Origin of the sequence: Streptomyces sp. NPDC056373 (assembly GCF_042262425.1) — a bacterium.
Lineage (GTDB): Bacteria > Actinomycetota > Actinomycetes > Streptomycetales > Streptomycetaceae > Streptomyces.
Genome location: NZ_JBHJPX010000006.1, coordinates 20,061 through 46,697 on the forward strand (window position 1 = coordinate 20,061; position 26,637 = coordinate 46,697).

Sequence of the window (26,637 nt, forward strand, 5' to 3'; positions counted from 1 at the left end):
GTCCCGTGACGGTCAGCATCACCGATGTCGCCGAGGCCACCGGCGTCTCGGCGTCCACCGTGTCCCGCGCCCTGCGCGGCCGTTCGGGAGTGTCGGAGCAGATGCGGGCCCGGATCGTCGAGGCCGCCGCCGAACTGGGCTACACCGCCTCGCGCTCGGCCTCCAGCCTGGCCAGCGGCCGCACCTACACCATCGGCGTCGTCGTCCCCTACGTCGGCCGCTGGTTCTTCGGCACGGTGCTGGACGCGGCGGAGAAGGTCTTCAGCGCCGCCGGGTACGACGTCCTGCTGTACAACCTCGGCTCACCGGAGGCGCGCAAGCGCTTCTTCACCAAGCTGCCGATCCGCAAGCGGGTCGACGCCGTGCTGTCCCTGCTGATCCCGGACCCGGAGGAAGCCGCCGCCCTGTGCTCCCTCGGCGTGCCGCTGGCGACCACGGTCGGCGGTGCCCGGCCCGGCTTCACGGTGGTCGGCATCGACGACCGGGGCGGGGCGGAGAGCGCCGTACGGCACCTGGTCAACCTCGGCCACCGGCGCATCGGCATGATCTCCGGCGCCAGCGAGCCGCTGCACTGGACCACACCCCTCGACCGCCGGCAGGGCTACCGGGACGTGCTGGCCGACGCCGGGATCGAGCTCGATCCCGCCCTGGAGGCGGACGGCGGCTACACCGTCGAGGGCGGCGAGCGGGCCATGACCGAACTGCTGGCGCTGCGCCATCCGCCGACCGCCGTGTTCGCCCAGTCCGACGAGATGGCGATGGGCGCGCTGCGTGCCCTGCGCCGGCACCGGCTGAGGGTGCCCGAGGACGTGTCCGTGGTCGGCTTCGACGATCACGAGCTCTCCGAGGTGGTCGGGCTGACCACCGTGGCCCAGCCGGTCGCGGCCCAGGGCCGGGAGGCGGCCCGGCTGCTGCTGACGCGGCTGGACGAACCCGACGCCGGGCCGGCGCGGCCCGTCGAGATGCCCATCCGCTTCATCCTCCGCGAGACCACCGCTCCGCCGCACGGCAACCGGCGGTAGCCCTCACTCGCCCCCTCGAACGCCCGCCCCGTCGTCCGTCCCCCCTGCACGTCCGTCCCCCCTGCACGTCCGCCCCCTCTCGTACGTCCGCCCCGGAGGGCCGCTCCCGCCCCCGGCCACCGTCCGCGCACCGGCGGCCCCGCCGGTCTCGCACCCACCGCGCACTTGCCGCACACCCGCCCTCGGAGGCACCACCATGATCAACGGTCACGGAAAACACCGCCGTACGGGCCTGACGGCCCTCGCCCTGCTGCCGCTGGCCGCGCTGGCCGCCTGTGGCGGCGGGGGCGCCGGCGGCGACACCTCCGCCGAGGAGGGCAGCGGCAAGGGCACCATCAGCGTCTGGGCCCACCAGGGCCAGGCGAGCGAGGCGACCGCGCTGCAGAACGCGGTGAAGTCCTTCAACTCCTCGCAGAGCGACGTCAAGGCCGAGCTGAAGCTCATACCGGAGAAGGACTACACGAAGACAATCACCGCCACCGACGCCTCCGAACTGCCGGACGTGCTGGAGTTCGACGGCCCGACGATGGCCAACTTCGTCTACAACAGCAAGCTCGCCCCGGTCGACGGCCACGTCTCCGCCAAGACCCTCGCCAACGCCACCGACGCGATCAAGGCGCAGGGCGAGATCGACGGCAAGCACTACGGCCTCGGCATGTTCGACGCCGGGCTCGGCATGTACGCCAACAAGAAGCTGCTGGACGCGGCCGGCGTGAAGTACCCGACCGGCCTGGACGACGCCTGGACGGCCGAGGAGTTCGGCAAGGCCCTCAAGACGCTCAAGGGCGGAGACTCCGACGGCAAGGTCCTCGACATTTCGGAGCAGTACGGCCTGGCCTCCGAGTGGGGCACCTTCGGTTTCTCCCCGATCGTCTGGTCGGCCGGCGGCGGCCTGCTGAAGGACGGCAAGGCGGAGGGCGCCCTCGACAGCCCCAAGGCCGTCTCCGCGATGAAGACCTTCCAGTCGTGGAAGCCCTACGTCGACCCCAACACCGACGGCAACGCCTTCGCCAAGGGCAAGGTGGCGCTGAGCTGGGTCGGCCACTGGAACTACCCCGCCTACAGCGAGGCCCTCGGGGAGGACCTCGCCGTGCTGCCGCTGCCGGACTTCGGCAACGGTCCCAAGACCGGCCAGGGTTCGTGGGCGTGGGGCATCGGCGCCGACAGCAAGAACGGCAAGGCCGCCGGCACCTTCCTGGACTATCTGCTGAACGACACCAACGTCGGCGCGATGACGAAGGCCAACGGCGCCGTGCCCGCCACCAAGACCGCTCTCGCCAAGAGCGAGCTGTACAAGAAGGGCGGCCCGCTCCAGCTCTTCGCCGACCAGCTGGCCAAGCCCTGCGGCGACAGCGACATCACCTCCTCCTGCGTCGCCGTCACCCGCCCGGTGACCGCCGGATACCCCACCGTCACCGCCAAGTTCAACACGGCCCTCAACTCGATCTACGGCGGCGCCGACCCCCAGGAAGCCCTGCGGAAGGCCGCCCGCGCCATCGACCGGGACTTCACCGACAACGCCGGCTACGAGATCCCGTAACCCGCAGGACGCATCGGCCCGGGCGGCCGCCGTCGGCGTGGTGACACAGCCACCCGCCGAGGCGCCCGCCCCGCCGGGAAGAGGACCCCTGTCGTGAAAACCGTGGAACCCGCGCCCGCCGCGGCCCGAGGCCCGGCGCAGGCCGCCTCGTCCGCACCCCCCGCGAAGCCGCCGCGTCACGCGCGCGGCAACCGTGACCGGCTGCACGGACTGCTGATGGCGGCCCCTGCCGTCGGCGGGCTGATCGCCTTCGTCGGCATCCCGTTCGGCTACGCCGTCGTGCTGTCCTTCTACAACGTCCGCCTCGGCTCGCCGCTGGAACCCACCTTCTTCGGCGTGGAGCACTACCGGCGGCTGTTCACCGACCCCGACCTGTCCGGCCCGTTCCTGCGGGCGCTGCTGAACAACCTGACCTTCGCCGTCGTCGTCGTACCGCTCCAGACCGGCCTGGCGCTGGCGCTGGCCATCCTGCTCAACCGCAAGCTGAAGGCCATCGGCCTGTTCCGGTCCTTCTTCTTCATGCCGGTGGTCTTCCCGATGGCGCTGGTCGCCGTGATCTGGCGGCTGATCCTCGCCCGCAGCGAGCAGGGCATGCTCAACTCCGCGCTGGACGCGGTGAGTCTCGGCAACTGGGGCGCCTTCGACTGGCTCGGGGACGGCCTCACCGCGATGGGCTCGGTCATCGTGCTGTCGGTGTGGCAGGGCGTCGGCTTCCAGATGGTCATCCTGCTCGCCGGCCTCCAGCAGATCCCGGGCGAGCTCTACGAGGCCTCCGAGCTGGACCGGGCCTCGCGATGGCAGCAGTTCCGGCACGTCACCCTGCCCGGCATCCGCGGCACCCTCGTGTTCGTCGCGATGCTGACCTCGGTGCTGTCCTTCCGGGTCTTCGACCAGGTGTACGTCCTCATCCGCGGCGGTGGCCTGGACGAGGACGCCACCCGCACGGTGATGTACCAGGCCGTCACCACCGCCTTCGACCAGAACGACATCGGCCAGGCCTCGGCCGTCACCGTGGTGTTCTTCCTGATCGTCGTCGCCCTGACCATCGTCCAGCGCCGCGTCGTCCGGCCCGACAACGAGGACTGACCCACCCATGGCCATGACCCGTACGCCCGTGCGCCGCGTCCTCGACTACACCGTCCTGAGCGTCCTGGCGTTCGTCTTCGCCCTCCCCGCGCTCTACCTCTTCCTCGGCAGCCTCAAGCCGTCGGACGAGGTCCTCAACGGCCTGTCCGGCTTCCTGCCCACCCACCTCTCCTTCGACAACTACACCGCCGTCCTCGACAGCCTGAACTCCGAGAGCACCGGCCACTTCTGGCAGTTCATGGGCGTGTCGGTGCTGCTGTCGTTCGTGGTGGTGACGGGAGGGCTGATCGTCAACTCGATGGCGGCCTACGGGCTGACGCGGCTGAAGTGGCGGGGGCAGAACGCGGTGTTCACCCTCGTCCTGCTGCTGATGCTGATCCCGTTCGAGTCGGTGGCGGTGCCGCTGTTCTACATGTTCAACGGCCAGCGCAACACGCTGTTCATCCAGGCGCTGCCGTTCGTCGCCAACGCCTTCGCGATCTACCAGTTCCACACGTTCTTCAAGAAGATCCCGCCGAGCATCGAGGAGGCGGCCCGGCTGGACGGGGCGGGCCCCTGGCGCACCTTCTTCGCGATCATCGTGCCGATGTCCAGGCCGGTGTTCGCCTCGGTCGCGATCCTCACCTTCCTCATCCAGTGGGGCTCCTTCCTGTGGCCGGTGCTGATGGTGTCCGACCCGTCCGTGCGCCCCCTGCCGCTGGAGATGAGCGTCTTCCAGGGCCAGCAGCCCCCGGACTGGGGCCAGATCCTCGCCTTCGGCGTGCTGCTGGTACTGCCCGTGCTGATCGTCTTCGCGTTCTTCCAGCGCTGGTTCGTCGAGGGTGTGGCGAGCTCCGCGGTCAAGGGCTGAGCCGCCGGAGGAGCCCCGGCCCGTCACCGTCAGTGGCCGGGTGCATGCTGGACGCATGACGGATGTCGGGGATCTGGCCGCCCTCGAGGCGGAGCTGCGCCGGGCCGTCCGGGGTGACGTGGCGTTCGACGTCACGTCCCGGGCGCTGGTCACCATGGACGCCTCCAACTACCGGCGGGTGCCCCTGGGTGTGGTGGCCCCCCGTGACGCCGACGACGTGGCGGCCGCCCTGGAGGTGTGCCGGGAGCGGGGGGTCCCGGTCGTCGCCAGAGGCGGTGGCACGTCGATCGCCGGACAGGCGACGGGCACGGGCGTGGTGCTGGACTTCACCCGGCACATGAACCGGCTCGTGTCGCTGGACGCCGAGGCACGGACGGCCGTCGTGCAGCCCGGCCTCGTCCTCGACCGGCTCCAGGAGGCCGCCGCCCCGCACGGCCTGCGGTTCGGTCCGGACCCGTCGACGCACAGCCGCTGCACGCTCGGCGGCATGATCGGCAACAACTCGTGCGGCTCGCACTCCGTGGCGTGGGGGACGACCGCCGACAGCGTGCGGGAACTGGACGTCGTCACCGTGCGCGGCGAGCGGCTGCGGCTCGGGCAGGACTGGGCCGGGGCACCGGACGGCCTGCGCGCCCTGGCCGAGGGAGAACTGGCGCGCCTGCGCACCGGCTTCCCGGAACTGCCCCGCCGCATCTCCGGGTACGCGCTGGACGCCCTGCTGCCCGAGCGCGGCGCCGACGTGGCCCGCTCCTTCTGCGGTTCCGAGGGCACCCTCGGCGTCCTGACGGAGGCGGTCGTACGCCTGGTCGAGGCGCCACGCGCGCGTGCCCTGGCCGTGCTGGGCTACGCCGACGAGAGCGCGGCGGCGGAGGCGGCGGCCGGGCTGCTGCCGTTCTGCCCGCTGACGGTGGAGGGCATGGCGGCGGACCTGGTGCCCTCCCCGGAGACGCTGCCGAGGGGCGGGGCCTGGCTGTTCGTGGAGACCGGCGGGGAGTCCGCGGGCGAGGCACGCGCGCGTGCGGAGGCGATCGTGCGGGCCGCCGACGTCCTGGACGCGCTCGTGGTCACCGACCCGGCCGGGCAGCGCGCCCTGTGGCGGATCCGGGAGGACGCGAGCGGTACGGCGACGCGCATGCCGGACGGCACGGAAGCATGGCCGGGCTGGGAGGACTGCGCGGTACCGCCCGCCCGGCTCGGCGCGTACCTGCGCGATTTCCGGTCGCTGACGGCGGCGCACGGACTGCGCGGCACGCCCTACGGGCACTTCGGGGACGGCTGCATCCACGTCCGTATCGACTTCGACCTCCTCACCGAGGCCGGCGTCGCCCGCTTCCGCCGCTTCTCGGAGGAACTGGCGGAGCTGGTGGTGGCGCACGGCGGATCGCTGTCCGGGGAGCACGGCGACGGGCAGGCGCGGGCCGAGCTGCTGCCGAGGATGTACGGGGCGCAGATGGTGGGCCTGTTCGAGCGGGTCAAGGGCGTGTGGGACCCGGACGACCTGCTCAACCCCGGGATGCTCGTGCGCCCCGCGCCCCTCGACGCCGACCTGCGCTTCTCGGTCCTGCCGCGCGAACCGGTCGACGTCGCCTTCGGCTATCCCGCCGACGGCGGTGACTTCTCGGCGGCGGTGCGGCGCTGCGTGGGCGTCGCCAAGTGCCGTACGACGTCGGTGTCCGGCTCGGGCGTCATGTGCCCGTCCTTCCGGGCGACGGGTGCGGAGGAGCACTCCACACGCGGGCGGGCCCGGCTGCTGCACGAGATGCTCGCCGGTGAGGTGGTGACGGACGGCTGGCGCTCGACCGAGGTCCGGGACGCGCTGGACCTGTGCCTGTCCTGCAAGGGCTGCCGGTCGGACTGCCCGGTCGGGGTCGACATGGCCACGTACAAGGCGGAGTTCCTGCACCAGCACTACGCCGGGCGGCGCCGGCCCGCCGCGCACCACTCGATGGGCCGGCTGCCGGAGTGGCTCCGGGCGGTGTCCCGCACCCGCACGGCACGCCTGGTCAACGCGCTGTCCGCGGTACCGCCCCTGGCCCGGGTGGCGAAGCGGCTGGGCGGGATCACGCCCGAGCGGGACATCCCACGGCTGGCGACGCGGACGTTCAGCGGGTGGTGGGAGCGGCGCGGGGCAGGGGGCGGCGGTGCTGGTGCCGGTGCAAGGGGTGGGGCCGGTGCGAGGGGTGTGGCCGGTGGCGGCGAACGTGTCCACGGCGGTTTCGGCGGCGCAGGGCGGGGGCCGCTGGTCGTCCTGTGGCCCGACACCTTCACCGAGCATCTCTCGCCGGGCGTGGGGCAGGCCGCCGTGCGGGTGCTGGAGGCGGCCGGGCTGCGGGTGGCGTTGCCGCCGACGCTGCGGCTGGAGAAGCCACCGGTGGGCGACGGCAGGACGGTCGCCCTCGACCCGCTGTCCCTGCTGCGCGGCCGTGGCCGGGTCTGCTGCGGGCTGACCTACGTGTCGACGGGCCGGCTGGACCGGGCCCGGGCCGTCATGCGCCGCACGCTCGACCTGATGGAACCGGTGCTGGAGACCGACGCGCCGGTCGTGGTCCTGGAACCGAGCTGCGCGGCGGCCCTGCGCACCGACGTCCCCGAGCTGCTGGCCGACGACCCGCGCGCGGCCCGCCTCGCCGCCAAGGTCCTCACCTTCGCGGAGACGCTGGAGCGCCATGCCCCCGCCTGGACGACGCCGCGCGTGGAGCGTCCGGTGGCCGGGCAGACCCACTGCCACCAGCACGCGGTGCTCGGCGACGCCGCCGACCGCCGGTTGCGGGAAGCGGCCCTGCTCACCGGCGAACTGAGCGGCGGCTGCTGCGGCCTCGCGGGAAACTTCGGCTTCGAGAAGGGCCACTGGGAGGTGTCCACCGCCTGCGCGGAGGAACAGCTCCTGCCCTCGGTGCGGGACGCCCCGGACGGCACGGTGGTCCTGGCGGACGGCTTCTCCTGCCGCACCCAGCTGGAGCAGCTGGCGGGCGTACGGGGCAGGCACCTGGCGGAGGTGCTGGCCGAGGCGCTGGACGCAAACGCCGGGCACGGCGAGGCGGACGGGCACCCCGCGCGCGACGAGGCGGACGGGAAGCCCCCGCGCGACGGAGCGTGAGGCGTTCGGGCCACGGGACGGGCGGACCCGAGTGTCTGAGCCGGGGGAGGGAGGGGGCCGCTCCTAGGCTCGCGGGACCAGTCACCGCCCGTCGAGGGCCGCTGCTCGAAGGAGCCCGCGCATGAGCGTCCGCGTCCAGCCGATCACCCGTGACGAGCACCTCGCGTTCGTCACGGCCCGCCCCTGCGCCAGCCACACCCAGGTCCCGTCCTGGGGCGAGGTGAAGCCCGACTGGAAGGCGGAGAGCCTCGGCTGGTTCGACGACGACGGGCAGCTCGTCGGCGCGGGACTGGCGCTGCTGCGCCCCCTGCCCGGCCCGCGGCTGCCCGGGCTGCCGCGCCACTTCGCGTATCTGCCCGAGGGGCCGCTCCTCGACTGGCACGAGCCCGGCCTCGACCGCCTGCTGGAGCCGATGCTCGCGCACCTGAGACGACAGGGCGCCTTCGCGGTGCGCATGGGCCCGCCGGTCGTGGTGCGCCGCTGGAGCGCCGACGCGGTCAAGGCGGCGATCGCCGACCCGGCCGCCCGGCGGCTGCGCGACGTGCGGGCGACGTCGTACGAACCGCGGGCCGGTCAGGTCGCGGACGGTCTGCGCCGTATGGGCTGGTGGCAGTCCGAGGCCTCCGGCGAGGGCGGCTTCGCCGCGGGACAGCCCCGCTACGTCTTCCAGGTGCCGTTCGCCGGCCGGTCGCTGGAGGACATCCACAACGGCCTGAACCAGCAGTGGCGCCGCAACATCAAGAAGGCGGAGAAGGCCGGGGTGAAGGTCGTGCGCGGCGACCTGGAGGACCTGCCGGCCTTCCACGAGCTGTACTGCGAGACCGCCGAGCGGGACCGGTTCGTCCCACGCCCCCTGCCGTACTTCCAGCGTATGTGGAGCGCGCTCACCGCCGAACACCCGGACCGGATGCGGCTCTACCTCGCCCACCACGACGGCGAGGTGCTCGCCGCGGCCACGATGCTGACCGTCGGCGACCACGTCTGGTACTCCTACGGCGCCTCCACCGGCCGCCGCCGCGAGGTTCAGCCGAGCAGTGCCGTGCAGTGGCGCATGATGACCGACGCGCACGGTCTGGGCGCCGCCGTCTACGACCTGCGCGGCATCACCGACACCCTGGAGGAGTCCAGCCACCTGCTGGGCCTGCTCCGCTTCAAGGTGGGCACCGGCGGCGAGGCCGTGGAGTACCTCGGCGAATGGGACTACCCGCTCAACCGGCTGCTCCACAAGGCGTTCGACCTCTACCTCTCCCGGCGGTGACGTCTCACGGTCCACGGTCCCTGTCGGCGGTGACGTCTCACGCCGCGAGACAGCGGTAAACGGGGTTCACGCACCTGACGTAGTCCATTACCCTGGACTACGCAGTGCATCGGGGTGTACGTTGCGTGTGTCCGGGTGTACGCACCGCACATGCCGCCCCACCCCTGACATCGACCCCCGACCCCAGGACCGCCCGTGAGCACGCCGGAGACCACCGCCACCCCCCAGTCCACGACCGGCGCCGCCGCACCCGCGGCCGGCCCGGGCCGGCTCGGCTCGCTCGGACCCGTGGGCCTGGTGCTGGCCGGCGGCATCTCCGTGCAGTTCGGCGGCGCACTCGCCGTGACGCTGATGCCCAGGGCGGGTGCGCTCGGCGTCGTGGCGCTGCGTCTGCTGGTCGCGGCCGTCGTGCTGCTCCTGGTCTGCCGTCCTCGGCTGCGCGGCCACTCGCGCACCGACTGGGGCACGGTCGTCGTCTTCGGCATCACCATGGCCGCGATGAACGGCCTCTTCTACCAGGCCGTCGCGCGCATTCCGCTCGGCCCGGCGGTCACGCTGGAGGTCCTCGGCCCGCTCGCCCTGTCGGTCCTCGCCTCCCGCCGCGCGGTCAACGTCGTCTGGGCGGCCCTCGCCCTCGCCGGTGTCTTCCTCCTCGGCGGCGGAGGGTTCAGCGGTCTCGACCCCACGGGTGCGGCCTTCGCCCTGGGGGCCGGCGCCATGTGGGCGGCCTACATCGTCTTCAGCGCCCGTACGGGCCGCCGCTTCCCGCAGGCGGACGGGCTGGCCCTGGCGATGGCGGTGGGCGCGGTGCTGTTCCTGCCCCTGGGCATCGCCGAGTCGGGGACGAAGCTGCTCGACCCGGTGACGCTGGGCCTGGGCGCGGCGGTCGCCCTGCTCTCCTCGGTCCTGCCCTACACCCTCGAACTCCTCGCCCTGCGCCGCCTGCCCGCTTCCACGTTCGCGATCCTGATGAGCCTCGAACCGGCCATCGCCGCGACGGCCGGTTTCCTCATCCTCGACCAGGCCCTCAGCGCCGCCGAGGCTGCGGCGATCGCCCTCGTCGTCGCGGCGAGCATGGGGGCGGTGCGCACCCAGGTGGGGCCGGGGCGGAAGAGGAAGGCGGCGTTGGAGAGCACGGGGCTGGAGGGCTAGACCGTTCCTGAAGGCGCGGTCCGCGTCGCGGTCCGGCCCGGTCGGGTCCCGCCGGTCGGAGTCCGGCCCTGTTGTCAGTGCCCGGTGCAAGACTGCCCGCATGACCGCACCCGACGCCAAGGCCGACCTCGTCCGCTATCTCCAGGACGCTCGTGACGCGCTGCTGTGGAAGCTCGACGGGCTCTCGGAGTACGACATCCGCCGCCCCCTGACCCCGACCGGCACCAACCTGCTGGGACTGGTCAAGCACACCGCCGGGGTGGAACTGGGGTACTTCGGGGACACGTTCGGCCGGCCGTTCTTCGCCGAGAACCCACCGTCCTGGTGGTACACGCGGGACGCCGAACCCGGCGCCGACATGTGGGCCACCCCGGACGAGTCCCGCGAGGACATCGCCGGGCTCTACCGCAGGGCCTGGGAGCACGCCGACGGCACGATCGCGGCGCTCCCGCTGGACGCGACCGGTCACGTCCCGTGGTGGCCCGAGGAGCGGCGGGAGACCACGCTGCACCACATCCTGGTGCGCGTGATCGCCGACACCAGCCGTCACGCCGGCCACGCCGACATCGTGCGCGAACTCATCGACGGGGCGGTCGGCCTGACGCCAGGGAAGGACAGCATGCCCCCGGGCGACCGGGCGATGTGGGAAGCCCATCGGCACCGGCTGGAGGCGGCGGCGAGGCAGGCGGACAAGGCCATCCGAACGCAGGCCTAGCGCACCAGCATCCCTCGCACGTCGATGCCGTAGTGCGCCCGCAGCCGCCGCAGCTCCCACAGCCCCACCACGGTCACCGACAGCGGCGCACCGAGCAGGAACACCACCCGCACCGGCCCCGGCACCCCCGCGTACGCCCCGGTGAACAGGTCGATCAGCGTCGTCTCCCACACCAGCGTCATGGCGAGCAGCGGCGGCATCGTCTGGTGGATGTCGGCCGTGCGGAACACGTGCAGCAGGGCCAGGCCGACACCCCACGCGATGAACGGCAGCACCCACACCAGGACGAGCACCACGACCACCCACGTGACGACGGTCATCGCCGGGTTGGTGGCGAACCGCCCGTCGACGAAGCCGGTGAGCACCATCAGCGGGAACACGAACACCGCGGCGATCAGGGCGACCATCGCGCCGACCGGCTTGGCGGCCCGGCGCAGCAGGTCCCTGCGGGCGGACGGCGCGGTCAGGGCCAGCAGGACGCCCACGACCACCGGGAACGTCACGGACAGCACCAGCACGTTGGACCACGACTGGTCGAGACGGTCCTCGGCGGCATCTCCCAGCGAGCTGCTGACCTTGTAGCTCACCGACACCCACACCACCGCGGCCAGCCCCACCAGCGTGCGGATCTTCTGCATGCGCGCGATGAAGGCGTCCTCGACGAGGTCCGGCCGGGACGGCCTGAACACCCGGCGCGCGGTGTGGACGGGCCCGATCCGCCGCCACAGGCGGGCGACGGGACCGGGCGGCGGCGGGGGAGCCGGGTGCGGCACGTAGGGGTGCGGCACATGCGGCGGATGACCACCCCCGGGCGGCGGCACATGGGGCGGATAACCAGCCCCGGGCGGCGCCTGGGGCGGATACCCGCCACCCGGCGGTGCGTACGGCCCCGGTGAGGGCGGATAGGGCCCAGGCCGGGGCGGATACGGCTGCTGACCGTTCGGGTCGTACGGCGGCTGCCCGCCCGGATTCCAGGTGCTCATTCTTGTGTCTCCCCCGACGCGTGCCCCATGGAACGAGCGCGACCCCGAGTGTATTGATCGCGCCGCCGAAGAGCACGCTTCCGGCCACCATCACAGTTTCATGCAAGCACGCTTGATTGTTTCTGGCCCCGCTGCCATGCTCCTCAGCACGCCGCACCACCCCGCACACCGCCGTGCCCCGAGGGGAGCGCCCGTGTCCGATCCGCTGTCCGTGATCGACGATCTGCGCGAGGAGAGCGAGGAACTCGACCGCCTCGTGGCCGGGTCGCCCCCGCAGCGCTGGTCGCTCGCGACGCCCGCGCCCGGCTGGACCGTAGCCCACCAGATCGCCCATCTCGCCTGGACGGACCGCTCGGCCCTGCTCGCCGTCACGGACGCCGACGGCTTCCACGCCCTGGTCGAGAAGGCCCTCGCCGCGCCGGACTCGTTCGTCGACGAGGGCGCCGAGGAGGGCGCGGGCCTGCCGCCCGGCGAGTTGCTCGCCCGGTGGCGTGAGGGCCGTACGGCACTGGAGGAGGCACTGCGGGCCGCCCCGCCCAAGGCGCGTTTCCCCTGGTACGGCCCGCCCATGTCGACGGCCTCCATGGCGACGGCCCGTCTGATGGAGACCTGGGCGCACGGGCAGGACGTGGCCGACGCCCTGGGTGTGGTGCGCCCACCCACCGACCGGCTGCGGCATGTGGCCCGGCTCGGGGTGCGGACACGGGACTTCGCCTACGGCGTGCACGGCCTGACCCCGCCCGCCGACCCGTTCCGCGTCGAACTGCGTGCCCCCTCCGGCGACCTGTGGGCCTACGGCCCCGAGGACGCCGCGCAGCGCGTCACCGGCCCCGCCCTCGACTTCTGCCTCCTGGTCACCCAGCGCGCCGACCGCGCCGACCTGGCCCTGCGCGCCGACGGCCCCGACGCCGGCCGCTGGCTGGACATCGCGCAGGCCTTCGCGGGCCCGCCGGGCGGCGGACGCCCACCGAAGGAGCCGGGCTCATGACCCCCGGATGCGGCGGCGAGGCCCGGCTCGTGACGCCGGAGCGCGGCGGCAGGGAGGCGGACTCGTGACGGCGGCCCTCCGCACAGGCAACGCCTCGGGCTTCTACGGCGACCGCTTCGACGCGATGCGCGAGATGCTCACCGGCGGCGAACTCGACGTCCTCACCGGCGACTACCTCGCCGAGCTGACCATGCTCATCCTCGGCCGGGACCGTCTGAAGGACCCCGCCGCCGGATACGCCCGGACGTTCCTGCGGCAGTTGGAGGAGTGCCTGGGGCTCGCGCACGAGCGGGGCGTCAAAATCGTCACCAACGCGGGCGGGCTCAACCCGGCCGGACTGGCCGACGCCGTACGAGGGCTGGCCGACCGGCTGGGCATACCCGTACGCGTCGCCCATGTGGCGGGAGACGACCTCACCGCCGACCACCCGGGTTCCCTCACCGCCCACGCCTACCTCGGCGGTTTCGGCATCACGGAATGCCTGCGGGCGGGCGCCGACGTCGTGGTCACCGGCCGGGTGACGGACGCGGCCCTGGTCACCGGACCGGCCGCCGCCCACTTCGGCTGGACCCCGAAGGACCACGACCGGCTCGCGGGCGCGGTGGTCGCCGGGCATGTCCTGGAGTGCGGGGCGCAGGCCACCGGCGGCAACTACGCCTTCTTCCGGGACGGCGACGTCCGCCGCCCCGGCTTCCCGCTCGCCGAGCTGCACGAGGACGGCAGCTGTGTCATCACCAAGCACCCCGGCACCGGCGGTTTCGTCGACGTCGGCACGGTCACCGCGCAGTTGCTGTACGAGACGGCCGGTGCCCGGTACGCGGGGCCGGACGTCACCGCCCGGCTGGACACCGTGCGGCTGAGCCAGGACGGGCCCGACCGGGTGCGGATCGAGGGTGTGCGCGGGGAGGCCCCGCCGCCCACCCTCAAGGCCGGTCTCAACCGGCTCGGCGGTTTCCGCAACGAGGTCGTCTTCGTGCTCACCGGCCTCGACGTCGAGGCCAAGGCGGCCCTGGTGCGGGAGCAGCTGGAACCGGCTCTCGCCGAAGTGGCCGACGTGCGCTGGGAGCTGGTTCGCACCGACCGCCCGGACGCCCCGAGCGAGGAGACGGCGAGCGCGTTGCTGCGGCTCGTCGTGCGGGACCCCGACCAGGGGGCGGTAGGGCGGGCGCTGAGCGGGGCGGCCGTGGAGCTCGCCCTCGCCAGCTATCCCGGCTTCCATGTGCTGGCCCCACCTGGAAAGGGCTCGCCCTATGGGGTGTTCGAGGATGTGTACGTCCCCCATGGGGGAGTCGACCATGTGGCGGTACTCCACGACGGACGGCGGGTTCCGGTGCCGCCGCCGCACGACACCCTCGTACTCGACGACGTTCCCCGGCCGCGGCTCCCCGAGCCGTTCCCGCCCGGGCCGGTCACCAGGGCTCCCCTCGGCCTCGTCGCGGGAGCCCGCAGCGGGGACAAGGGCGGCAACGCCAACGTCGGGGTGTGGGCCCGCACGGACGACGCCTGGCGATGGCTCGCCCACGAGCTGACCGCCGACCGGTTCCGGGAGCTGATCCCCGAGAGCCGCGAACTGACCGTCGTACGGCACGTGCTGCCGAACCTGCGCGCCCTCAACTTCGTCGTCGAGGGCATCCTCGGCGCCGGTGCCGCCGCGCAGCACCGCTTCGATCCGCAGGCCAAGGCCCTCGGCGAATGGCTGCGCTCCCGCCACCTGGAGATACCGGAGGCCCTCCTTTGACCGTCCTGACCTCCGCGCTCGACACCGACGGCCCGGACTACGCGGCCGACCGCGAGACGATGCTCGCCAAGCTCGCCGCACTCGACGCCGAACACGCCAAGGCCCTCGCGGGCGGCGGCGAGAAGTACGTCGCACGGCACAAGAAGCGCGGCAAGCTCCTCGCCCGTGAGCGCATCGAGTTGCTCCTCGACCCCGACACGCCGTTCCTGGAACTGTCCCCCCTGGCCGCCTGGGGCAGCGACCACACCGTCGGCGCGTCCCTCGTCACCGGCATCGGGACCGTCGAGGGCGTCGAGTGTTTGATCACCGCCAACGACCCGACCGTGCGCGGCGGAGCGAGCAACCCCTGGTCGCTGAAGAAGGCCCTGCGCGCCAACGACATCGCGCTCGCCAACCGGCTGCCCGTGATCAGCCTCGTGGAGTCCGGCGGTGCCGATCTGCCGTCCCAGAAGGAGATCTTCATCCCCGGCGGCGCGATCTTCCGTGACCTCACCCGGCTGTCGGCCGCCGGGATCCCGACCGTCGCGGTCGTCTTCGGCAACTCCACCGCCGGAGGCGCCTACGTCCCCGGCATGTCCGACCACGTGATCATGGTCAAGGAGCGGGCCAAGGTGTTCCTCGGCGGTCCGCCGCTGGTGAAGATGGCGACCGGTGAGGAGAGCGACGACGAGTCCCTGGGCGGCGCCGAGATGCACGCGCGCACCTCGGGCCTCGCGGACCACTTCGCCGTCGACGAGCCGGACGCCCTCCGGCAGGCCCGGCGCGTGGTCGCCCGCCTCAACCACCGCAAGGCGTACGGCGATCCGGGCCCGGCCGAGCCGCCCGCGTACGACGCGGAGGAGCTGCTGGGCATCGTCCCCGGCGACCTCAAGAGCCCCTTCGACCCGCGCGAGGTCATCGCCCGGATCGTCGACGCCTCCGACTTCGACGAGTTCAAACCGCTGTACGGCACGAGCCTGACCACCGGCTGGGCCGCCCTGCACGGCTATCCGGTGGGGGTGCTGGCGAACGCCCAGGGGGTCCTGTTCAGCGAGGAGTCGCAGAAGGCCGCCCAGTTCATCCAGCTCGCCAACCAGCGCGACATCCCCCTGCTCTTCCTGCACAACACCACCGGCTACATGGTCGGCAGGGAGTACGAGCAGGGCGGCATCATCAAACACGGCGCGATGATGATCAACGCGGTCAGCAACAGCCGCGTGCCCCACCTCTCCGTCCTCATGGGCGCCTCCTACGGCGCCGGCCACTACGGCATGTGCGGCCGCGCCTACGACCCGCGCTTCCTCTTCGCCTGGCCCAGCGCCAAGTCGGCCGTCATGGGCCCGCAGCAGCTCGCGGGCGTGCTGTCGATCGTCGCCCGCCAGTCGGCCGCCGCCAAGGGGCAGCCCTACGACGACGAGGCGGACGCCGCGCTGCGCGCCATGGTCGAGCAGCAGATCGAGTCCGAGTCGCTGCCGATGTTCCTGTCCGGGCGGCTGTACGACGACGGCGTCATCGACCCGCGCGACACCCGCACCGTCCTCGGCCTGTGCCTCTCCGCGATCCACACCGCCCCCTACGAGGGCGCGCGCGGCGGCTTCGGCGTCTTCCGGATGTGAGGAACCTTCAGTGATCACTTCTGTGCTGGTCGCCAACCGGGGCGAGATCGCCTGCCGCGTCTTCCGCACCTGCCACGACCTGGGCATCCGCACGGTCGCCGTGCACTCGGACGCCGACGCGAACGCCCTGCACACGCGCGTGGCCGACGCGAGCGTACGGCTTCCGGGGGAGGCGCCCGCCGACACCTATCTGCGCGGCGACCTGATCGTGAAGGCCGCCCTCGCCACCGGGGCGGACGCCGTGCACCCCGGCTACGGCTTCCTCTCCGAGAACGCCGGCTTCGCCCGGGCCGTCCTGGACGCGGGACTGCGCTGGATCGGCCCGCCCCCGCAGGCCATCGAGGCCATGGCGTCCAAGACCCGCGCCAAACAACTCATGGGCATCCGGCCCCTCGACGACGTCACCGAGGCCGACCTGCCCGTGCTGGTGAAGGCGGCGGCCGGGGGAGGCGGCCGCGGCATGCGCGTCGTACGCCGTCTCGCGGACCTGGAAGCCGAGTCGGCCGCGGCCCGGGCCGAGGCCGCGAGCGCCTTCGGCGACGGCGAGGTCTTCGTCGAGCCGTACGTGGAGAACGGCCGCCACGTCGAGGTGCAGATCCTCGCCGACACCCACGGCACGGTCCGGCCCCTCGGCACCCGCGACTGCTCCCTGCAGCGCCGCCACCAGAAGGTGATCGAGGAGGCCCCGGCCCCCGGCCTGTCCCCGGAACTCGACGAGGAGGTCCGCTCCCTCGCCGTACGGGCCGCCCGGGCCGTGGACTACGTGGGCGCCGGCACGGTCGAGTTCCTCGTCGCCGACGGCCGGGCGCACTTCCTGGAGATGAACACCCGCCTCCAGGTCGAACACCCCGTCACCGAGGCCGTGTTCGGCATCGACCTGGTCGCGGAGCAGATCCGGATCGCCGAGGGCCACGCCCTGGCGGCCGAACCGCCACGCGCGCGTGGTCACGCCGTCGAGGCCCGCCTGTACGCCGAGGACCCGGCCCGCGACTGGTCCCCGCAGACCGGCACCCTGCACCGCCTGGACGTCCCGGGACAGGTCCGCCTGGACACCGGCTACACGGACGGCGACGAGATCGGCGTCCACTACGACCCCATGCTCGCCAAGGTGGTCGCCCACGCGCCCACCCGCCCGGAGGCCCTGCGCATCCTGGCCTCCGCCCTGGAACGGGCCGCGATCCACGGCCCCGTCACCAACCGCGACCTCCTGGTCCGATCCCTGCGCCACCCCGAGTTCACCGCGGCCCGCATGAACACCGGCTTCTACGACCGCCACCTGCCGGACCTGACCGAGCCGCCCCCCGACCCGCACGCCCCGCTGGCCGCCGCCCTCGCCGACGCCCAGGTCCGCTCCCGCCCGGGCTTCGGCGGCTGGCGCAACGTCCCCTCCCAGCCGCAGAGCAAGCGGTACCTGATGGCGGGCGAGGAGTACGAGGCCCGCTACCGGCACACCCGGCAGGGCCTGGAGGCGGACGGGGTGCGGGTGGTGCACGCCGACGCGTACCTCGTGATCCTCGAAGTGGCCGGGGTGGAGCGCAAGTACGAGGTCACCCGCTACGGCCATCAGCTCTACGTCGACACCACCCCCCTGACCGCCCTGCCCCGCTTCCCCGACCCCACCGCCCGGCACGCCCCGGGCTCCCTCCTGGCCCCCATGCCGGGCACGGTCGTCCGGGTCAGCGAGGGCCTCACGCCCGGAACACCGGTGAAGGCGGGCGACCCCCTCATGTGGCTGGAGGCCATGAAGATGCAGCACAAGATCACGGCCCCGGTGACGGGAACGCTGAGCGAGCTGCGCGCGGTACCAGGCCAGCAGGTGGAGCCGGGCGCGCTCCTGGCGGTGGTGACGGAGGCCTCTTAGGGGCGCGGGGCTGTATCGATGTGCGGCTACCGCCGCGCGAGCGCGACAAGCCACGACGAAGGAGTCACATGCCCACGATCGAAACCGACGAGCACAAGGACCTCCGCACGGCCGTCGCCACACTCGGCAAACGCCACGGCAGCGGCAGCGACCCTGCCCAACTCTGGTCGGAGGCAGGCAAACTGGGCTACCTGGGCGTCAACCTCCCCGAGGAGTACGGAGGCGGCGGAGGAGGAATCTCAGAACTCTCCATCGTCCTCGAAGAACTCGGCGCGGCCGGCTGCCCCCTCCTCATGCTCGTGGTCTCACCGGCCATCTGTGGCACGGTGATAGCCCGCTTCGGCACCGGCACCCAGAAGGAGGAGTGGCTCCCCGGCCTGTCGGACGGCACCCGCCTCATGGCCTTCGGCATCACCGAACCCGACGCCGGCTCCAACTCCCACCGCATCACCACCACGGCCCGAAAAGACGGCACCGACTGGCTCCTCACCGGCCGCAAGGTCTTCATCTCCGGCGTGGACATCGCGGACGCGACCCTCATCGTCGGACGTACCGAAGACGCCCGCACCGGCCGCCTCAAGCCCTGCCTCTTCATCGTCCCGCGCGACACCCCCGGCTTCACCCGCCGCCCCATCGACATGGAACTGAACGCCGCGGAGAAGCAGTTCGAGCTGACCCTGGACGACGTACGGCTGCCCGCCGACGCCCTGGTCGGCGACGAGGACGCAGGCCTCCTCCAGCTCTTCGCCGGCCTCAACCCCGAACGCATCATGACCGCCGCCTTCGCGATCGGCATGGGCCGGCACGCCCTCGCCAAAGCCGTCGAGTACGCCCGTGACCGCACCGTCTGGAACGCCCCCATCGGCGCCCACCAGGCCGTCGCCCACCCCCTGGCCGCGGCGCACATCGACCTCGAACTCGCCCGCCTGATGATGCAGAAGGCCGCCGCCCGCTACGACGAGGGCGACGACACGGGCGCCGGAGAGGCCGCCAACATGGCCAAGTACGCGGCCGGGGAAGCCTGTGTGAAGGCCGTCGACCAGGCCGTGCACACCCTCGGCGGCAACGGTCTCACCCGCGAGTACGGCCTGGCCCGGCTGATAACGGCCGCGCGCGTGGCTCGTATCGCCCCGGTGAGCAGGGAGATGATCCTCAACTACGTCTCCCACCAGACCCTGGGCCTGCCCAAGTCGTACTGAGGACCCGGACCCTGGCAAGTTCCTCCGCCGACAGCTCAGGGAGAGCGCATGATGCTGATCGCCCCTACCCGCGCCCGTGCCGTGGTGACCCTGTCCCTCGACTCGCCGCACAACCGCAACGCCCTCTCGGCCACCCTGATCGGCGAACTGGCCGACGCGCTCACGGACGCCGGCAAGGACACCGGCGTCCGCGCGGTCGTCCTCACCCACACCGGCGACACGTTCAGCGCGGGCGCCGACCTCAAGGACCCTCCACAGCCGGAAGCCCTGGTCGCCCTGCTGCGGCAGATCATCGAGCTGCCCAAACCGGTCCTCGCCCGGGTCACCGGGCACGTCCGCGCGGGCGGCCTCGGCCTCCTGGCCGCCTGCGACATCGCCGCCGCCTCCACGCAGGCCACCTTCGCCTTCACCGAGGTCCGCATCGGCGTCGCCCCCGCCGTCATCTCCCTGCCGCTCCTGCCCCGCACCGACCCCCGCGCCCTCGCCCGCTACTTCCTCACCGGCGAACGCTTCGACACGGCGGAAGCCACGGCCGCCGGCCTGCTCACCACCTGCGCGGACGACGTCGACACAGCCCTGGAACCGATCATGGAAGGCCTGCGCAAGTCGGCCCCCGACGCCCTGGCCGAGACCAAACGGCTGCTCACGGCTAGGGTGCTGGAAGCCTTCGACCGGGACGCCGCCGACCTGACCGCGCTCTCGGCCCGGCTGTTCACCTCCCCGCAGGCCCGCGAGGGGATGACGGCCTTCCTCGAACGACGGGATCCGGCATGGGTGGTGTGAGCACGGCCGACCGTGCGGAGAGAGTCCCCAAGCAGGACCGCAGCCGGGCCACCCGGCAGCGGCTCCTCGAAGCCGCCGTGTCCTGCCTCGCCGAACACGGCTGGGCGGGCTCCACCGTCTCCGTGGTCGCCGAACGCGCCGGCGTCTCCCGCGGTGCCGCCCAGCACCACTTCCCGACCCGCGAGGACCTCTTCACGGCGGCTGTCGAGTACGTCGCGGAGGAACGCTCCACCGCCCTGCGCGCCCTCTTCCCCGACGGCGCGGCCGGCGACCGTCAGGCCGTCGTCGCCGCCCTGGTCGACCTCTACACGGGCCCTCTCTTCCGCGCCGCCCTCCACCTCTGGGTCGCCGCCTCCAACGAGGAGCAGCTGCGGCCCCGCGTCACCGAACTCGAATCCCGCGTCGGCCGCGAGACCCACCGCATAGCCGTCGACCTCCTCGCCGCCGACGAGTCCGCCCCCGGCGTCCGCGAGACCGTCCAGGGCCTCCTGGACATGGCCCGCGGCCTGGGCCTGGCCAACCTCCTCACCGACGACACGGCCCGCCGGGAACGGGTGGTCGCGCAGTGGGCCGGGCTGCTGGAGGAGACGCTGGGCTGAGGGCGCTGGTGCCGGCACGGACCCGGGATGCGCATACCGCAGTATGCTCGGGGCATGGCGGACACGACGCGCATCACGGTGACACTGCCGACCGACCAGGTCGCCGAACTCAGGAAGCTCACCGACAACGTCTCCGGCTATGTCGCCGAGGCGGTGGCACGCCAGCTGCGGCATCAGCTGCTCGGCGCCGACCTGGTGCGCCACCAGGAGGAGCACGGGGCGTTCACTCAGGAGGAGCTGGCGGAGGCCCACTCCCGGATCTTCGGCACGACGGACGCCGGGGGGTCGGCGAGCGCGGCGTGATGGAGCACGTCGAGACGGTTGTCCTCGACTCTCAGGGGCTGTCCGCCTGGATCACCCAGGACCGCAAGATCCTGGCGATGTTCCAGGTTTTCCACGCCATGGGTGCCGATTTCGTCATCGGCGCCAACACCATCGTGGAAGTCAGCCATGCGCGGGTGAACATGCCTCGACTGCAGTGGGCGCTCTCCCGCGTCAAGGTCGAGCCGGTGACCGAGGGCGCCGCGAGGGCATCCGCGGAACTGCTGAAGGCCGCCGGGCTGCACGGCCACAAGTACGCGATCGACGCGACCGTCGCCGAGGTGGCACTGCGGCAGCCGGGCCCCGTGGCCGTGCTGACGTCCGATGTCGACGACATGGCGCGGCTGTGCGGCGACCGAGTCCGGCTCATCGGCATCTGAACCTCACGGACTGAGCCGCTCCACCCGCCAGCTCCCGTCGGGCCGCTCCACGTACCGCAACCGGTCGTGCAGCCGGTTCTCGCGGCCCTGCCAGAACTCCACGGTCTGCGCGGCCACCCGGAAGCCGCCCCAGTGCGGCGGCACCGGCACCTGCTCGCCCTCCGGGTAGCGGGCGGCCAGCTCGGCGTACGCGGCGTCGATGTCGGCCCGGGTGGAGATCACCGAGGACTGGGCGCTGGCCCACGCCCCGAGCTGTGAGCCGTGCGGCCGGGTGCGGAAGTACGCCGCCGTCTCGTCCCGGCCGGTGCGCCGGGCGACCCCGGTCACGATGACCTGCCGTGCCATGGGGTGCCAGGGGAACAGCAGCGAGACGTAGGGGTTCTCCGCCAGGTCGCGCGCCTTGCGGGAGTCGTAGTTCGTGTAGAAGACGAACCCCTGCTCGTCGAAGTGCTTCAGCAGCACCGTACGGGCGCTCGTCCGCCCCTCGGCGTCGGCCGTCGAGACGATCATGGCGTTCGGCTCGAACAGCCCGCCGTCCGTCGCGGCCTGCTTGAACCAGCGCGCGAACTGCTCGACGGGCGTCGCGGCCAGCTCGGTCTCGGAGAGCCCCTCGGCTCGGTACTGCTTGCGCATCGAGGCCAGATCGAAGGGGACGTCGTCGCGGTCGGTCACCCGGTCATCTTGCCGTACGGACGGTGTCCTTCGTCACTGCATGGCACTGAGTGCCGTGACCCCTCCCCAAGTGTGGCACTCGGGGATATCGTTTCCGTGCCGTTCCGATTGGGTGACCGCCTGCCGTACGGGGCATCACAGGGGCAACCGGCCAGGACCGCGAGTCGCCGTACACGACCGTGGATCCCGTGGACGGCGCACGCTTCGCCAGCTGACTGACACATGGTTCGTTCGCCCAGCCCCACATCGACACCATCTGTCACTTACATCACGAGGAGCCGCCTGATGTCCGACTTCGTACCCGGGCTCGAGGGAATCGTCGCGTTCGAGACGGAGATCGCCGAACCCGACAAGGAGGGCGGCGCACTCCGGTACCGCGGCGTCGACATCGAGGACCTCGTCGGCCACGTCTCCTTCGGCAACGTCTGGGGCCTCCTCGTCGACGGCGCCTTCAATCCCGGCCTGCCGCCCGCCGAGCCGTTCCCCATCCCCGTGCACTCCGGCGACATCCGCGTGGACGTCCAGTCCGCCCTGGCCATGCTCGCGCCCGTCTGGGGCCTCAAACCCCTCCTCGACATCGACGCCGAGCAGGCCCGGGCCGACCTGGCCCGCGCGGCCGTCATGGCGCTCTCCTACGTCGCCCAGTCCGCCCGCGGCCAAGGCCTGCCGATGGTCCCGCAGCGGGAGATCGACAAGGCGCAGTCCGTCGTCGAACGCTTCATGATCCGCTGGCGCGGCGAGCCGGACCCCAAGCACGTCGCGGCGGTGGACGCGTACTGGACGAGCGCCGCGGAGCACGGCATGAACGCCTCCACCTTCACGGCCCGCGTGATCGCCTCGACCGGCGCGGACGTGGCGGCGGCGCTCTCCGGCGCGGTGGGCGCGATGTCCGGCCCGCTCCACGGCGGCGCCCCCTCCCGCGTCCTCGGCATGATCGAGGAGATCGAGCGCACGGGCGACGCGGAGGCCTACGTCAGGAACGCCCTCGACAAGGGCGAACGCCTGATGGGCTTCGGGCACCGCGTCTACCGCGCCGAGGACCCGAGGGCGAGGGTCCTGCGCCGCACCGCCCGCGAGCTGGGCGCCCCCCGCTTCGAGGTCGCCGAGGCCCTGGAGAAGGCGGCCCTCGCGGAGCTCCACGCCCGCCGGCCCGACCGCGTCCTCGCCACGAACGTCGAGTTCTGGGCGGCCATCGTCCTGGACTTCGCCGAGGTCCCGGCCCACATGTTCACGTCCATGTTCACCTGCGCCCGCACCGCCGGCTGGTCCGCCCACATCCTGGAGCAGAAGCGCACGGGCCGCCTGGTCCGCCCCTCGGCCCGCTACGTCGGCCCGGGCACCCGCAACCCCCGCGAGATCGAGGGCTACGAGGACATCGCCCACTGATCCGCACCCTCACGGCCTCACCCGCCCCCGGGTGAGGCCGTCCCCACGCCCCCGCCCGTGAGCCGGTCCAGCTCCTCCCCGACGGCAGCCCGCAGCCGGTCGTGCCCGGATCCGAGCACATACCGCTCCTCGCGCCACATCTCCCGCGGATACAGCCACACGGGCTTGCGCACCAGTTCCTCGGGCTCCCACTCGTACCGCGGCCACACATGCGCGTGCAGGAACGCGTCGGCGTTCCCGAGGATCTCCAGATTGACCCGCAGAAACCCCGACTCCACCCGTCGGCAGGCCCGCTCGACGGCTTCCCCCAGCCGGTCCATGTCGGCGAGGAACGCCAGCCGCGCGCTCCGCGGCAGCTCGGACAGCCGCTGCACCGCGGGATCGTCGGTCAGCAGCACCGAGTAGCCGGGCAGGAACTGCACATCACCGATCACCGCGAACCCGGAGGCCAGCCTCCGCAGCACGGCCGGGTTCTCACCCCGCAGAGCGCTGCCGATCCGGTCCTCGCGCCACCCGTCCACCGTCGTCGCCCCCCGTCGCACCTCGGAAACGCAGGCGACCCGCGAGTCTGGTTCCTCCGGAGAGGAGCCGGCCGGACGTACCGGCGACTCGCGGGTCGGGTGACTGCTTGAGATTGGGCCGGCTGCGCGCTCGCTCACGCGCTGGCTCGGCACCGCACTGAATGTGGTGACGGGCCGCTAGCCCGCAGCCACCTCTTCCGTCCGGTATCCATACATCTGCCGAACCACCTCCCTTCTGAAGTGCTTGCAACCCTAGGAACCCTTCGGCCTCGGATCAACCTGTTTTTTCGAGACCTTGACTCCGTGACCGACCAGTTGACCGACCGAGGGCGTCGGCCGGGCTGCCGACGCTCCGGATGAACGTTTCTGTTGCGTTGACGTGGGCATTGCCGCAGTACAACGATTCCTTCAATGTTCTGGGAACTCGGTGTGCGCTGGGTCACGTTCGAGTTGAATGATTGCAAGGAGCGAACCGACGTGCCGTACGTGCGGACGCAGCCTGCAGGGGGTCCAGGTGAGTGCTTCCCGGCGTAGTGGGACCACCGACGAGCTGGGGCCGGACGAGCCCGAGCGGGACAGTTCGGATGGTTCGGATCTGCTTGCCGCTTTGCTGGACGGGATGGACGCGGCGCTGTGCGCGTTCGACGCCGACGGCGTCGTCACGCACTGGAACCGCGAGGCCGAGCGGATTCTCGGCTGGAGTGCGGAGGAAGCCGTCGGGCGGCGCGGGCTGGCCGGGTGGGCCGTGCGCACCGCCGACGCCGAGGAGGTCGAGGGCCGGCTGCTGTCGTCGATGCACGCCTCCGGCAGGCAGGTGCACGAGTTCGCTCTGCTGACGAAGGACGGCGGCCGGGTTCTCGTGCGGACCCAGTCGGCGGCGGTGCGCGGGCCCGACGGAAAGCCGGCGGGCGTGTACTGCGCGTTCAGCGAGGTGCACACGCAGATCGACCTGGAGCGGTCGATCGCGCTGAGCGAGGCGCTGTTCGAGGACGCCGGCTGGGGTGTCGTGCTGGTGGACGTGGACCTGCGGCCGGCGGTGGTGAACGCGCACGCGGCCCGGGCACTGGGCACGGGGCGCACGTCGGTGCTGGGGCGGCCGCTCGGGGAGCTGCTGTCGCAGGGCGTGGAGGAGCTGGAGAGCGCGCTGCAGCACGTGCTGGCGGAGGGTGCGCCACCGGCGCCCGCCGAGGTGTGGGTGAGCGTGCGGACGCCGGAAGGGGAGCGGCGGCGATGCTGGCGCAGCGGCTTCCTGCGGCTGGCCTCGCCGCTCGCGGAGGAGCCGGTACCACTGGGTGTGGGCTGGCTGTTCCAGGACGTGACGGAGACCAAGCAGGCCGAGCAGGAGGCGTCCCTGCTGCGGTTCCGTACGCAGCAGCTGCACCGGGCGTCGCGGGCCGCGGCCGAGTGCGAGGACCCGGCGGAGGCGGCGACGGTCCACCTGGACTTCGCCCTGGCCGGTTTCGCCGACCACGCGCTGATCGACCGGGTCGCCGGCGGTGCGCTGGGCGACGCGGAGGCCGAGGAGCCCGTCCGGCTGGTCCGGGTCGCCGCCACACCCTCCGGAGCGCCGGGACCGAGCCGCCTGTCCGGGCACGCGGGCCTTCCCGTCCGCTACGGGGAGGGGCACCCGGCCGTGCAGTGCGTGGAGCGGGTGGGGGCCCTGCGCGCGAGTGCGGGCGCGGCCCGGCCGGAGGCGGCCCGGGAGTGGGCCCTGGCCCGCCAGTGGCCCGCGGACGCGGTTCACGCCCTGTGCGCGGTGCTGCGCAGCCGGGGCCGGACCCTGGGCGTCGTCACGTTCCTGCGGGGCGCGGGCCGCAGCGCTTTCGAACGCTCCGACGCGCTGTACGCCGAGGACGTGGCGGTCCGGATCGCCGCAGCCCTGGATCTGGCGGGGATGTCGGGCAGGGAGTGAGCGGGCTACGGGGCGGGGAGTGAGCGGGCTACGGGGCTGGGAGTGAACCGGCTGCCGGGCGGGAGTGAGCGTACCGGCGGGTGGACGACGCGGACCCGCCGCCGCCTTCAATGCCGGTAGAAGATCCGGTCCCGGTACTGCTCCATCACCCGGGCGTTCCAGTCGTGGCCGCCGTCGACGTTCCCCGAGCGCAGCAGGGGCGGTTCGATGCCGCGGTCGGCGAGGGTGGTGGCGGTCGTCGCCATGACGGCCTGGAGGAGGGCCGAGGTGACGACCGTCGAGGCCGGGGCGAAGGGGGCCGGGATGTCGTCGTGGGTGAGTTCCGCGTCCCCGACCGCGATCTTCGAGTCGAGGACGAGGTCGCAGTGGTCCTTCAGATACGTCCCGGACGAATGCCGTGACTTCGTCTCCGAGGCGTAGGCCACCGATGTCACGCCGATGACCTTCACGCCCAGGGCGCGGGCGCTCATGGCCATCTCCACGGGCAGCGCGTTGCGCCCGGACAGGGAGATGATCAGCAGCGCGTCCCCCTCGCGGAGCGGGGAGCTGTCGAGGACGGCGCTCGCGAGGCCGTCGACGCGTTCCAGGGCGGAGCCGAGCGGCGCGGGCATCACGTCGACGCCGACGACACCGGGCACGATGAGCAGGTTCATCAGCGCGAGACCCCCGGCGCGGTAGACGAGGTCCTGCGCGGCGAGGGAGGAGTGCCCGGCGCCGAAGGCGAAGAGCCGGCCACCGGCCGCGACGGTGTCGGCGAGGAGCGTCCCGGCCGCGGCGATGCTGCCGGTCTCCTCGTCGCGGAGCCGCCGCAGCAGGCCGATCGAGGCGTCGAGGAACTGGCCGGCCGGCGCGCGGTCGCTCATACGGGGTCCCTTCAAGCTGGCCTCGGCGGCTTGTGCCGCGCATCACGGTGCGGTCTGGACCAGTGCGGTGTCAATACGGCCGCGCGCGCCGTGCGCCGGGTGCCGGGACGTCCCGA

At 72.6% G+C, this 26,637-nt stretch carries 23 protein-coding genes; 19 read left to right on the forward strand and 4 right to left on the reverse strand.

Features of this window, described 5'->3' with window-relative positions; genetic code table 11:
- Positions 1-5 precede the first annotated feature (5 nt).
- From ACFCXS_RS13700 to ACFCXS_RS13735, 8 genes are all read left to right on the forward strand, one after another.
- Positions 6-1,022 (forward strand): LacI family DNA-binding transcriptional regulator, encoded by a 1,017-nt coding sequence (locus tag ACFCXS_RS13700; RefSeq protein WP_376643434.1) that lies wholly within the window; start codon positions 6-8, stop codon positions 1,020-1,022.
- A 196-nt stretch (positions 1,023-1,218) separates the two neighbouring features.
- Positions 1,219-2,562 (forward strand): ABC transporter substrate-binding protein, encoded by a 1,344-nt coding sequence (locus ACFCXS_RS13705; RefSeq protein ID WP_376643435.1) that lies wholly within the window; start codon positions 1,219-1,221, stop codon positions 2,560-2,562.
- Between the two features lie 93 nt (positions 2,563-2,655).
- Positions 2,656-3,648 (forward strand): carbohydrate ABC transporter permease, encoded by a 993-nt coding sequence (locus ACFCXS_RS13710; protein ID WP_376643436.1) that lies wholly within the window; start codon positions 2,656-2,658, stop codon positions 3,646-3,648.
- 7 nt (positions 3,649-3,655) lie between these two features.
- Positions 3,656-4,498 (forward strand): carbohydrate ABC transporter permease, encoded by an 843-nt coding sequence (locus ACFCXS_RS13715; RefSeq protein ID WP_376643437.1) that lies wholly within the window; start codon positions 3,656-3,658, stop codon positions 4,496-4,498.
- Positions 4,499-4,553: 55 nt separating this feature from the next.
- Entirely contained in the window at positions 4,554-7,595 is a 3,042-nt protein-coding gene (locus ACFCXS_RS13720) for an FAD-binding and (Fe-S)-binding domain-containing protein (RefSeq protein ID WP_376643438.1), read from the forward strand.
- A gap of 121 nt (positions 7,596-7,716) precedes the next feature.
- Positions 7,717-8,853, forward strand: a complete 1,137-nt coding sequence (locus ACFCXS_RS13725; RefSeq protein ID WP_376643439.1) for a lipid II:glycine glycyltransferase FemX — start codon at positions 7,717-7,719, stop codon at positions 8,851-8,853.
- Positions 8,854-9,048: 195 nt separating this feature from the next.
- On the forward strand, positions 9,049-10,005 hold the full coding sequence (locus ACFCXS_RS13730) for a DMT family transporter (RefSeq protein WP_376643440.1): 957 nt from the start codon (positions 9,049-9,051) through the stop codon (positions 10,003-10,005).
- Between the two features lie 100 nt (positions 10,006-10,105).
- A complete protein-coding gene (locus tag ACFCXS_RS13735) occupies positions 10,106-10,720 on the forward strand; it encodes a DinB family protein (RefSeq protein WP_376643441.1) in 615 nt (204 codons plus the stop codon).
- On the opposite strand, the gene ACFCXS_RS13740 is transcribed toward ACFCXS_RS13735, so the two are convergent.
- Positions 10,717-11,703, reverse strand: a complete 987-nt coding sequence (locus ACFCXS_RS13740) for a hypothetical protein (protein WP_376643442.1) — start codon at positions 11,701-11,703, stop codon at positions 10,717-10,719. The two genes, ACFCXS_RS13735 and ACFCXS_RS13740, sit on opposite strands and share 4 nt — an antisense overlap.
- A gap of 193 nt (positions 11,704-11,896) precedes the next feature.
- On the opposite strand from ACFCXS_RS13740, the gene ACFCXS_RS13745 reads away from it, so the two are divergent.
- From ACFCXS_RS13745 to ACFCXS_RS13785, 9 genes are all read left to right on the forward strand, one after another.
- Entirely contained in the window at positions 11,897-12,691 is a 795-nt protein-coding gene (locus ACFCXS_RS13745; protein ID WP_376643443.1) for a TIGR03084 family metal-binding protein, read from the forward strand.
- A gap of 7 nt (positions 12,692-12,698) precedes the next feature.
- A complete protein-coding gene (locus ACFCXS_RS13750) occupies positions 12,699-14,429 on the forward strand; it encodes an acyclic terpene utilization AtuA family protein (protein WP_376643444.1) in 1,731 nt (576 codons plus the stop codon).
- The gene (locus ACFCXS_RS13755; RefSeq protein WP_376643445.1) at positions 14,426-16,024 is read left to right on the forward strand and encodes an acyl-CoA carboxylase subunit beta; all 1,599 of its coding nucleotides are present in this window, start codon (positions 14,426-14,428) and stop codon (positions 16,022-16,024) included. The genes ACFCXS_RS13750 and ACFCXS_RS13755 overlap by 4 nt, the downstream gene beginning before the upstream one ends.
- A 10-nt stretch (positions 16,025-16,034) precedes the next feature.
- Positions 16,035-17,885 carry an acetyl/propionyl/methylcrotonyl-CoA carboxylase subunit alpha gene (locus tag ACFCXS_RS13760; protein ID WP_376643446.1) on the forward strand — a complete coding sequence of 617 codons (1,851 nt, stop codon included), beginning with the start codon at positions 16,035-16,037 and terminating at the stop codon, positions 17,883-17,885.
- Positions 17,886-17,953: 68 nt separating this feature from the next.
- Entirely contained in the window at positions 17,954-19,084 is a 1,131-nt protein-coding gene (locus tag ACFCXS_RS13765; RefSeq protein ID WP_376643447.1) for an acyl-CoA dehydrogenase family protein, read from the forward strand.
- A gap of 48 nt (positions 19,085-19,132) precedes the next feature.
- Positions 19,133-19,867: an enoyl-CoA hydratase family protein gene (locus tag ACFCXS_RS13770; RefSeq protein WP_376643448.1), complete on the forward strand. Its 735-nt coding sequence runs from the start codon at positions 19,133-19,135 to the stop codon at positions 19,865-19,867.
- A complete protein-coding gene (locus tag ACFCXS_RS13775; RefSeq protein ID WP_376643449.1) occupies positions 19,855-20,466 on the forward strand; it encodes a TetR/AcrR family transcriptional regulator in 612 nt (203 codons plus the stop codon). Before ACFCXS_RS13770 ends, ACFCXS_RS13775 begins: the two co-directional genes overlap by 13 nt.
- Positions 20,467-20,520: 54 nt before the next feature.
- The gene (locus ACFCXS_RS13780) at positions 20,521-20,769 is read left to right on the forward strand and encodes a hypothetical protein (protein ID WP_376643450.1); all 249 of its coding nucleotides are present in this window, start codon (positions 20,521-20,523) and stop codon (positions 20,767-20,769) included.
- Complete coding sequence (locus ACFCXS_RS13785) at positions 20,766-21,167, forward strand: DNA-binding protein (protein WP_376643451.1); 402 nt, start codon at positions 20,766-20,768, stop codon at positions 21,165-21,167. Before ACFCXS_RS13780 ends, ACFCXS_RS13785 begins: the two co-directional genes overlap by 4 nt.
- Before the next feature lie 3 nt (positions 21,168-21,170).
- Here the strand turns inward: ACFCXS_RS13785 and pdxH are convergent, their stop codons facing one another.
- Positions 21,171-21,839: a pyridoxamine 5'-phosphate oxidase gene (gene pdxH, locus ACFCXS_RS13790; RefSeq protein ID WP_376643452.1), complete on the reverse strand. Its 669-nt coding sequence runs from the start codon at positions 21,837-21,839 to the stop codon at positions 21,171-21,173.
- 285 nt (positions 21,840-22,124) lie between these two features.
- On the opposite strand from pdxH, the gene ACFCXS_RS13795 reads away from it, so the two are divergent.
- Positions 22,125-23,225, forward strand: a complete 1,101-nt coding sequence (locus tag ACFCXS_RS13795; RefSeq protein ID WP_376643453.1) for a citrate synthase 2 — start codon at positions 22,125-22,127, stop codon at positions 23,223-23,225.
- Positions 23,226-23,242: 17 nt separating this feature from the next.
- Here the strand turns inward: ACFCXS_RS13795 and ACFCXS_RS13800 are convergent, their stop codons facing one another.
- Positions 23,243-23,746, reverse strand: a complete 504-nt coding sequence (locus ACFCXS_RS13800; protein WP_376643454.1) for an HIT family protein — start codon at positions 23,744-23,746, stop codon at positions 23,243-23,245.
- A 454-nt stretch (positions 23,747-24,200) separates the two neighbouring features.
- On the opposite strand from ACFCXS_RS13800, the gene ACFCXS_RS13805 reads away from it, so the two are divergent.
- Positions 24,201-25,658 (forward strand): PAS domain-containing protein, encoded by a 1,458-nt coding sequence (locus ACFCXS_RS13805; RefSeq protein WP_376643455.1) that lies wholly within the window; start codon positions 24,201-24,203, stop codon positions 25,656-25,658.
- Positions 25,659-25,765: 107 nt separating this feature from the next.
- On the opposite strand, the gene ACFCXS_RS13810 is transcribed toward ACFCXS_RS13805, so the two are convergent.
- Positions 25,766-26,521, reverse strand: coding sequence for an SIS domain-containing protein (locus ACFCXS_RS13810; RefSeq protein ID WP_376643456.1), 756 nt, complete (start codon positions 26,519-26,521; stop codon positions 25,766-25,768).
- Between the last annotated feature and the right edge of the window lie 116 nt (positions 26,522-26,637).

Coding starts and splice junctions, on each gene's coding strand:
- ACFCXS_RS13705 (WP_376643435.1), top strand. CDS start 1,219: ATGATCAACGGTCACGGAAAACACCGCCGTACGGGCCTGACGGCCCTC.
- ACFCXS_RS13715 (WP_376643437.1), top strand. CDS start 3,656: ATGGCCATGACCCGTACGCCCGTGCGCCGCGTCCTCGACTACACCGTC.
- ACFCXS_RS13720 (WP_376643438.1), top strand. CDS start 4,554: ATGACGGATGTCGGGGATCTGGCCGCCCTCGAGGCGGAGCTGCGCCGG.
- ACFCXS_RS13725 (WP_376643439.1), top strand. CDS start 7,717: ATGAGCGTCCGCGTCCAGCCGATCACCCGTGACGAGCACCTCGCGTTC.
- ACFCXS_RS13735 (WP_376643441.1), top strand. CDS start 10,106: ATGACCGCACCCGACGCCAAGGCCGACCTCGTCCGCTATCTCCAGGAC.
- ACFCXS_RS13740 (WP_376643442.1), bottom strand. CDS start 11,703: ATGAGCACCTGGAATCCGGGCGGGCAGCCGCCGTACGACCCGAACGGT.
- ACFCXS_RS13750 (WP_376643444.1), top strand. CDS start 12,699: ATGCGGCGGCGAGGCCCGGCTCGTGACGCCGGAGCGCGGCGGCAGGGA.
- ACFCXS_RS13765 (WP_376643447.1), top strand. CDS start 17,954: ATGCCCACGATCGAAACCGACGAGCACAAGGACCTCCGCACGGCCGTC.
- ACFCXS_RS13770 (WP_376643448.1), top strand. CDS start 19,133: ATGATGCTGATCGCCCCTACCCGCGCCCGTGCCGTGGTGACCCTGTCC.
- ACFCXS_RS13775 (WP_376643449.1), top strand. CDS start 19,855: ATGGGTGGTGTGAGCACGGCCGACCGTGCGGAGAGAGTCCCCAAGCAG.
- ACFCXS_RS13780 (WP_376643450.1), top strand. CDS start 20,521: ATGGCGGACACGACGCGCATCACGGTGACACTGCCGACCGACCAGGTC.
- ACFCXS_RS13795 (WP_376643453.1), top strand. CDS start 22,125: ATGTCCGACTTCGTACCCGGGCTCGAGGGAATCGTCGCGTTCGAGACG.
- ACFCXS_RS13805 (WP_376643455.1), top strand. CDS start 24,201: ATGATTGCAAGGAGCGAACCGACGTGCCGTACGTGCGGACGCAGCCTG.
- ACFCXS_RS13810 (WP_376643456.1), bottom strand. CDS start 26,521: ATGAGCGACCGCGCGCCGGCCGGCCAGTTCCTCGACGCCTCGATCGGC.